Source organism: Thermoanaerobacter thermocopriae JCM 7501, assembly GCF_001310975.1.
Lineage (GTDB): Bacteria > Bacillota > Thermoanaerobacteria > Thermoanaerobacterales > Thermoanaerobacteraceae > Thermoanaerobacter > Thermoanaerobacter thermocopriae.
In genome coordinates, this window is record NZ_BAZY01000020.1 from 34417 (window position 1) to 42469 (window position 8053).

Below are 8053 nucleotides of genomic sequence, written 5' to 3' on the forward strand. Positions count from 1 at the left end.
ACACTCCTTCCTTCAATTATTTTTTGTAGATTGCGCCAAATGGACATTTTTCAATGCATGTGCCGCACTTTATACATTTGTCTTGGTCAATCACATAAGGCTGCCTTGGTTTTCCAGAAATAGCATTGACAGGACAATTTTTAGCACAAATTCCACAGCCTTTACACTTATCGGGGTCAATGTAAAATCTTAAGAGGGCTTGGCATACGCCAGCTGGGCATTTTTTCTCTTTTATATGCGCCTCATATTCATCTCTGAAATATCTAATTGTAGATAAAACCGGATTTGGGGCTGTTTGTCCAAGGCCGCACAAAGCTGTCGCTTTAATGGTTTTCGCAAGTTCCTCCAACTTTTCAATGTCTCCTTCTTCACCTTTACCAGAAGTTATCTTTTCTAAAAGCTCCAGCATTCTTTTTGTGCCAATCCTACAAGGCGCACATTTACCGCAGGACTCATCAACTGTAAACTCAAGGAAGAATTTTGCAACATTGACCATACAAGTGTCTTCATCCATTACAACAAGTCCACCTGAACCCATCATAGAACCTACATTTATTAAGGAATCGTAATCTATTGGTGTATCTAAATGCTCTGCAGGAATGCAGCCACCTGAAGGTCCTCCAGTTTGAGCAGCTTTAAATTTCTTTCCGTTAGGTATTCCTCCACCTATTTCGTATATAATTTCTCTTAAAGTGGTCCCCATTGGAACTTCAATAAGACCTGTATTGTTTACCTTACCGGTCAGGGCAAAAACCTTTGTTCCTTTCGATTTTTCAGTACCTATGCTTGAAAACCACTCCGCACCATTTAGTATAATTGGCGGAATATTAGCGAATGTCTCTACGTTATTAATAATTGTAGGTTTGCTCCATACACCCTTTACAGCAGGAAATGGTGGTCTTGGCCTTGGTTCGCCTCTTCTTCCCATTACTGAATTTAAAAGCGCAGTCTCTTCTCCACAGACAAAAGCGCCTGCTCCTAACCTTATTTCAATGTCAAAATCAAAACCTGTACCAAATATGTCTTTTCCTAAAAGGCCATATTCTCTAGCCTGTTCAATAGCAATCTTAAGCCTTTTTACTGCCAAAGGATACTCTGCCCTTACGTAGATGTAGCCATAGTTTGCTCCAATTGCGTATCCTGCTATTGCCATAGCCTCTATAACACTGTGGGGGTCTCCTTCTAATATGCTTCTATCCATAAAAGCACCAGGGTCCCCTTCATCAGCGTTGCAAACTACATACTTTGGAGTTTCTTTTTGGTTATAAGCAAATTCCCATTTCACACCTGTCGGGAATCCACCGCCGCCTCTACCCCTTAAGCCAGATTTTTTGACTTCTTCGATAACCTCTTTTGGTGTCATTTGAGTAAGAACCTTTGCCAACGCTTTATATCCGTCAAAAGCAATTGCTTCTCTTATATCTTCAGGATTAATGATACCGCAATTTCTAAGAGCAATTCTCTTTTGCTTTCTAAAGAAAGGAGTCTCTTCCAATGGCTTTATCTCTCTTTCTGTCACGCTTTCTCCATAGAGATATTTCTTAACAGGTCTTCCTTTTAGCAAGTGCTCTTCCACAATTTCCGGAACATAGTCAGGTTTAACTCTGCTATAAAAAACTCCTTCAGGATACACTACAACAACTGGTCCCAATTCGCAAAGGCCAAAGCATCCAGTTCTTACAACTAATACTTCTTTATCTAGACCAGCCTTTTTTATTTCCTCTGTAAAACGCTCTGCTACTTTATCAGAATCTGAAGATGTACATCCGGTACCACCACATACCATTACGTGTGACCTATAAAGCATACTATTTCCCCTCCTCTATTCGTAATTTTCAATAGTCCATTCTCTGATTGGATGGCCATTTATAACATGTTCAGCAACTATTTGCCTTGCCTTTTTCTCATCAACCTTTACGTAAGTCACTTTCTCTTGGCCGGGAACATAAACATCTACAATTGGTTCTAATTTACACATACCTATACACCCTGTCTCTGTAACAATTACATCCGTGACATTTCTCTTGCTAAGTTCATCCAATATCGCCATCATGACAGGTCTCGCTCCTGCTGCAATACCGCAAGTAGCCATACCAACAGCAATTCTTACACCTGACCTATCCTTCTCAAATTGATTCTTTCTAATGTTTCTTTTCTGATTTTTTCCAATTCCTCTATAGATTTCATTATTCCACCTCCATATCACCTTTCATATTCTCATTTATATATTCATTTATCCAGTTCAACACCTTGATGTCATTTATATTGACACCCTTTAGTATTTTTTTGAGTTCTTTAGTGTCAAACAAAAATTCATGGTTATCTTTGTTGTATTTGTATACAATATCCACTTCTGGAGCAGATAATATCAACGAAACAATTGTTGACGCTATATCTCCTAGTGGAACAAGGTCTACACTGGAAAGTTTAAAAGTACCCATTATTTTTGTTCCTTTTCCTTCTTCAGAAAAAATCTCAAAATTCCCTTCACACTGCTGGACAAGCTCCTTAAAGAGCGGAATCCCAAGCCCCACTTTTCTTTCCTTCCTTGTAGTTACAAAAGGGTCTGTGACCTTTTTTAATAATTCCTCCTTCATTCCACATCCATCATCTTCTATAGACACTTTAAGCATATCTTTTGAAGTATCTATATTTATTTCAATACAAATATTTTTAGCTCTTGCTCTTATGCTATTTTGTGCCAAATCTAATATATAAAGGGCTAATTCTTTCATAATAATCAAACTCTTACTCAAATTTACTTAATATTTCATCCACATCATCAGGAGTTAATCTTCCAAAGACTTCACCATTTATCATCATAACAGGAGCCAATCCGCAAGCTCCAAGACACCTAGTAGGTTCTAAAGAAAATTTTCCGTCTTCAGTGGTTTCACCTACTTCTATTCCCAATTTCTCCTTTATTTTCTCCAGTACCATTGCAGCTCCTCTTACATAACAAGCTGTTCCCATACACAAATTGATCTTGTATTTACCCGAAGGCTTTAAAGTAAACCTTGAATAAAAAGTAGCTATTCCAAATATTTCTGATAAAGGCACATTCATTTCTTTTGAAATATAAAGTTGAACCTCAATAGGAAGATATCCAAAAATTTCTTGAGCCTCATTCATAATTGCAATCAACGAACCAGGAATATTTTTTAATTCCTCCAAAGCCTTTTTAAACCTCTCTACTTTCTCTTCACCGAATTTTTGGTACAAAGCATCCATTTATTTCCCTCCTTGTGAATTAAAATTTCATATAGCTTATCTCATATAAATTTTTTGTTTATTCTTTGTTAATATTATATCATAACTTTATTAAAACTTTAACAACTTTTTATAAAAAATTTTTATTTTCTAATAAGTCCAACTAATTTAGTAGGATTATAGGAAAAATTAATAACCTCTTAGCCAGTCTACAATACTTTTTAATTCAGACCCGCACAGTAAGAATTCTTCTTTTTCAGAAATATCTCCTAAATAATGAGCATCTGAAGACCTTATAATTTTATATTTTTTATGTTCGGGATATGAGTGTAAAAAATTTTCTTTTCTGATGGCTTTCGATACCTCGATTGTAATTAAATTTTTAATATTCGGAATAAAACCAAGATTTGATATAATACTATAGGAATGTCGATCCACATGGGCAGGGACCGCTACCCCCCTGCCCTCCATATAGTCGAAAATTTCATTAACACTTAAATTAGAAGAAACTAACAATGAGTAATCTATTTCCTCTGCTATGTTATCTTCTTCATCCATTACAAATTGATTCCCAAAGATTGTTTTTTTGTTTTTAATTTTTATCAAATTTTTGTTAATAATTTCACTAAATTTTATACATTCATCTACTGAATAAAAATAACAAAGTATGTGAACCTCTTCTCTTGTCTGTACCTCTATACCAGGAACTACTATTAAGCCTTTTTTTAATCCAAGATTATACACAGCTTTTACATTTTTTGCACTGTTATGATCTGTTATAGCTATTACATCAAGTCCTTTTATAGAAGCCATATTGACAATATTGTTAGGAGTCATGTCATCAGAAGCACAAGGAGATAGCGCTGTATGAATGTGCAAATCATAGTAAAGCATCACTTCATCATCTCGTACAAAGTTATTGCTGCTTCATAAGAAGTTCCTGAAAAACTTAATATAGGGATGCCCTCCTCATCGGCTTTCCTCTTGGCTTCCTCATCTAATTTCGCATTTTCGGGAATTATTATGCAACTTATTTCTGCCAGCAAAGCCACTGCTACAATATTTATATGAGTTTGAATTGTTATCCAAGCGCTTTTTGCTTTTGCATGAGCCATAACCCAACTTAAAAGGTCGCATATATACACCCCCTCAATTTCTTTGCTGATTCCGTTGTCCCCTGCAATTAATTTAAATCCGCTATTGACAAGATCTTCTACTTTTATCCTCATAAATTTCACTCCTTTTCGTCACTTAAAACTGGAGGAATTTTACCCGCAAGGTCATTTAATTCTTGAGACAAATTTTTTATTTTGTCTTTTAATATAAAAATGCAATCATATTCCGTAGCATACCCTTTCACTATATCTTCTGCCAATGCCCTGCAAGTAGGAGAGCCACAAGAACCACAGTCAAGTCCTGGTAAGGCTTTGTATTGAGTGTCTATTTGTTTCATCATTTCAAGCGCTTTTGAAATGTCTTTGTCCAACTTCATAACTTCACTTTTTTCTATTTTCTTTTTCCATTTCACCTCTTCAAAATCAATCTCTTCCTCATCAAACAAAGCCTCTTCTTTTTTAGGAAGTTTTTCTGTCAGTTTTCTTATTCTATTTTTGGCTACAAAATTATTTTCAACAGTCAACGGTCCACCAATACACCCACCGATACATGCAAGCCCTTCAAAAAAGTCTAAATCGTTCAATTTTCCTAATTCAATCTCTTCTAAAACATCCACAACATTGTGTATCCCGTCTACATAAATACTATTTTCTGTAAAAGTACCAAAAGCTTCTCCCCCAGAGTTTGCCCAGCCAACACCTATCATAGAAGCCTTGCTTAAATCTCTAACAACAGTAGTCTTAGCTTTTTGAATTATTAGTCCATATATTTCTTTCATAGAAAAAACCCCATCAATTTTGGATTTTTCTATACCAATAGGATTTTTCACACTTGTCACTTTTGCAGCACAGGGAGAAATGAAAAAAACTCCTATTTCCTCTTCCTTCAGTCCCGTCTTTTTAATTGCTTCCTTTTTTGCTAATATCGCCGCAGTATCCATAGGAGAACATATATCCAATAAATTATCAATCAAAGAGGGAAATCTGATTTGTACGAGTCGCACAACAGCAGGACAAGCAGAAGATATAACTGGTTTTTTTAAATTCCCTTTTGTTAATGCTTCCCGCGTAAATTTAGAAACAATTTCAGCGGCATATGCTACTTCAAAAACCTCATCAAATCCTACATCCAGTAAAGCACTCAATATTTGATTAATAGTTAAATCCCTAAATTGTCCATATAAAGAAGGAGCAGGAAGTGCAATCTTGTACTTGAAATCTTTCATCATATCCAAACTATCAGTTACCGCCAATTTAGCATGATATGGACACACACGTATACACTCACCACAATCTATGCACCTTTCATTTATAATCCTTGCTTTTCCATCTCTTACCCTTATTGCCTCTGTAGGACATCTTTTTATGCAATTAGTACACCCTCTACATCTATCCTTATCTAATGTTACAGAGTGAAAATATAACATTTTATCACCTACTTAAATAAAATTTCCATCACCACAGTTGTTCCCTCTTTACTGCTTTTTATATCCATGAAATCCGAATTCTCCTTCATATTAGGAAGCCCCATGCCGGCTCCAAATCCCATTTCTCTTATCTCTTCAGGAGCAGTAGAATATCCTTCTTTCATGGCAAGCTCAATGTCTTCTATTCCAGGACCTGTGTCTTCTGCAGTTATGCGTATTTTATCGCCAAAAATCTCTATTTTCATGTGACCTCCATAAGAATGAATTATTATATTCATCTCTGCTTCATAGCAAGCTATGCAACTTCTCCTTACAACATCTGGATTTAAGGAAAGCTGTTTTAATACTGACCGTAAATTGCTGGAAACCTCTCCTGCAGAATCAAAATCTCTTGCTTTTACATCAAAATCTAAACTATAAAGTACCATTTCCTTCACCACTTTTACAAGTAAGCCCATTGGAGTACAAAAGGCCACAAGCAATGTAAAGAGGATATTTCGTTTTCATTATCACTAGCCCTGCCTTTTTAGCAAGTTCCAATATGTCCTCTCCCGGATTCTTACCTCTTACAAATACTATACATTTAATATCTCCAACTACTTCTGCAGTCCTTATAACCTGCACATTAGTAAGCCCTGTCAAAAGCACAGCCTTTTCGTCACGTGATGCCAAAACATCACTCATCAAGTCCGCTCCACAAGCAGTGAACACTTCTTCTTCCAATTTTTCTTCTCCTATCATAACTTCTGCATTTAAAATTTCTTTTACCTCTTTTAATCTCATACCCTAACACCCCATCATTGATTTTGCACAGCAATTGTTTTCAAAAAAGCGTTGTATTCTTCACAAGACTCCCATAAACTTTTTTGCAACAAACTAAATGTATTTCCATCTTCTAAAGCAGCTGATATTTCAATTTTTTCAATATCAGTTGTTATTTTATCGACAATATCTGTCGTCTTTTGTACTAGTGCAGTCATTTCTTTTTTTCCAAAATCCTCATTTCCGCTTTTAAAACTATCTATTTTCCTTTTCAATTCTTCCAATTCTTGTCGTTTTAACTTGCCATCATAAGCCTTATAAGAAAGAGTAGCTATATAATCAAGAATTTGTTTAAAATCTTGTAATTTACTTGTAAAATCATCCATATTTGATGTTAATTTCTTATCATATTCAATTCTGAGAGAAGGTCCCCTTTTTAAATATACTTCACTGGAAATTCCTTGAGACTTTAAAGAGGAAGAAAATAAAGCAGCCTGTTCTTTATCTAAAAATATGCCACCTATCAACAAATACTTATCAGAATATTTACTAACGAAAGAGTAAACTCTTTTCATCCTCATTAAATCTTCTTGATATTTTGCAGTCTCAAAATCTGAATAGCTACCTAAAATAATTTCAAACAAGTCTACGCCTTTAACAACCATCTCTTTAAAATTATTGCTGTCATTTGTTTTTGAAATGTTAGGCACTATAATATCTTTTGAAACAAAATAACCTGCTAAAAGAGACACCAGAGGAATTATTAATACAACAATTAACACTTCCAGTATTCTTTCGTTTTTCATTGCTTTATCAACCCTTACCATAAACCTTTACTTATATTATACTATACTCCTTTAAAAAATCCTTTAAAAATTTTAATAGGACTTTTTTACTAATTTGCACTTTTAAAAGAGGTTTTAGAGGAATTTTGTCGAATTATATATGATAGGAGGGGTAGAATTGATAAATATTGTAAATCAAATAATTGAAAATAAATTTAGAGAAATTCAAAGTAGACTCCCTGCTAATGTAAAAATATTTAACACTGATAAACCTTTTGCTGAAGTTTTAAAGAATGCTATAGAAAATCAACAATACAATTCAGGAAATGTAAGTAACAATGCGCCATCAACAAATACAAATTTACAACAAATTGAAGATTTAATACAACGGGCCAGTCAAAAATATAATATAGATGCAAACCTTATTAGAGCAGTTATCAAAGCAGAGTCTAATTTTAATCCTTTCGCAGTTTCTCCTGCAGGAGCAATGGGACTTATGCAGCTTATGCCTTCGACTGCAAAGGAATTAAATGTATCCAATCCTTTTGACCCTTCTCAAAATATAGATGGAGGAGTAAGATACCTAAAAAATTTGTTAGACACTTACCATGACATAAGATTAGCATTAGCTGCATATAATGCTGGTCCTCAATCAGTAGAAAAATATCAAGGTATTCCCCCTTACCAAGAAACTATAAATTATATAAGCAAAATTTTAAATGAATTATATAAATAGAAGGAGCCATAAAGCTCC

General features: G+C 34.7%; 10 protein-coding genes and 1 pseudogene. 1 reads left to right on the top strand and 10 read right to left on the bottom strand.

Features of this window, described 5'->3' with window-relative positions:
• Positions 1 to 16: 16 nt before the first annotated feature.
• The 10 genes and pseudogenes from nuoF to JCM7501_RS08455 form a co-directional block, all read right to left on the bottom strand.
• Positions 17 to 1807 (bottom strand): NADH-quinone oxidoreductase subunit NuoF, encoded by a 1791-nt coding sequence (gene nuoF / locus JCM7501_RS08410; RefSeq protein ID WP_028991492.1) that lies wholly within the window; start codon positions 1805 to 1807, stop codon positions 17 to 19.
• A gap of 15 nt (positions 1808 to 1822) precedes the next feature.
• Positions 1823 to 2187 (bottom strand): annotated as a pseudogene (locus JCM7501_RS08415) ((2Fe-2S) ferredoxin domain-containing protein).
• On the bottom strand, positions 2187 to 2735 hold the full coding sequence (locus tag JCM7501_RS08420) for an ATP-binding protein (protein WP_028991493.1): 549 nt from the start codon (positions 2733 to 2735) through the stop codon (positions 2187 to 2189). The pseudogene JCM7501_RS08415 and the gene JCM7501_RS08420 overlap by 1 nt, the downstream one beginning before the upstream one ends.
• Positions 2736 to 2748: 13 nt before the next feature.
• Positions 2749 to 3231, bottom strand: coding sequence for an NADH-quinone oxidoreductase subunit NuoE family protein (locus JCM7501_RS08425; RefSeq protein ID WP_012994909.1), 483 nt, complete (start codon positions 3229 to 3231; stop codon positions 2749 to 2751).
• A gap of 168 nt (positions 3232 to 3399) precedes the next feature.
• Positions 3400 to 4107: a PHP domain-containing protein gene (locus JCM7501_RS08430; protein WP_028991494.1), complete on the bottom strand. Its 708-nt coding sequence runs from the start codon at positions 4105 to 4107 to the stop codon at positions 3400 to 3402.
• The gene (locus JCM7501_RS08435; RefSeq protein ID WP_012994907.1) at positions 4104 to 4439 is read right to left on the bottom strand and encodes a DRTGG domain-containing protein; all 336 of its coding nucleotides are present in this window, start codon (positions 4437 to 4439) and stop codon (positions 4104 to 4106) included. The genes JCM7501_RS08430 and JCM7501_RS08435 overlap by 4 nt, the downstream gene beginning before the upstream one ends.
• Positions 4440 to 4444: 5 nt before the next feature.
• Positions 4445 to 5752, bottom strand: a complete 1308-nt coding sequence (locus tag JCM7501_RS08440; protein ID WP_028991495.1) for a [Fe-Fe] hydrogenase large subunit C-terminal domain-containing protein — start codon at positions 5750 to 5752, stop codon at positions 4445 to 4447.
• A gap of 8 nt (positions 5753 to 5760) precedes the next feature.
• Positions 5761 to 6210 carry an ATP-binding protein gene (locus JCM7501_RS08445; protein ID WP_013150112.1) on the bottom strand — a complete coding sequence of 150 codons (450 nt, stop codon included), beginning with the start codon at positions 6208 to 6210 and terminating at the stop codon, positions 5761 to 5763.
• Positions 6167 to 6535 carry a DRTGG domain-containing protein gene (locus JCM7501_RS08450; RefSeq protein ID WP_012994904.1) on the bottom strand — a complete coding sequence of 123 codons (369 nt, stop codon included), beginning with the start codon at positions 6533 to 6535 and terminating at the stop codon, positions 6167 to 6169. Before JCM7501_RS08450 ends, JCM7501_RS08445 begins: the two co-directional genes overlap by 44 nt.
• A gap of 14 nt (positions 6536 to 6549) precedes the next feature.
• On the bottom strand, positions 6550 to 7341 hold the full coding sequence (locus JCM7501_RS08455; protein WP_012994903.1) for a hypothetical protein: 792 nt from the start codon (positions 7339 to 7341) through the stop codon (positions 6550 to 6552).
• Positions 7342 to 7477: 136 nt separating this feature from the next.
• On the opposite strand from JCM7501_RS08455, the gene JCM7501_RS08460 reads away from it, so the two are divergent.
• Positions 7478 to 8035 (top strand): lytic transglycosylase domain-containing protein, encoded by a 558-nt coding sequence (locus JCM7501_RS08460; protein WP_012994902.1) that lies wholly within the window; start codon positions 7478 to 7480, stop codon positions 8033 to 8035.
• Positions 8036 to 8053: the final 18 nt, after the last annotated feature.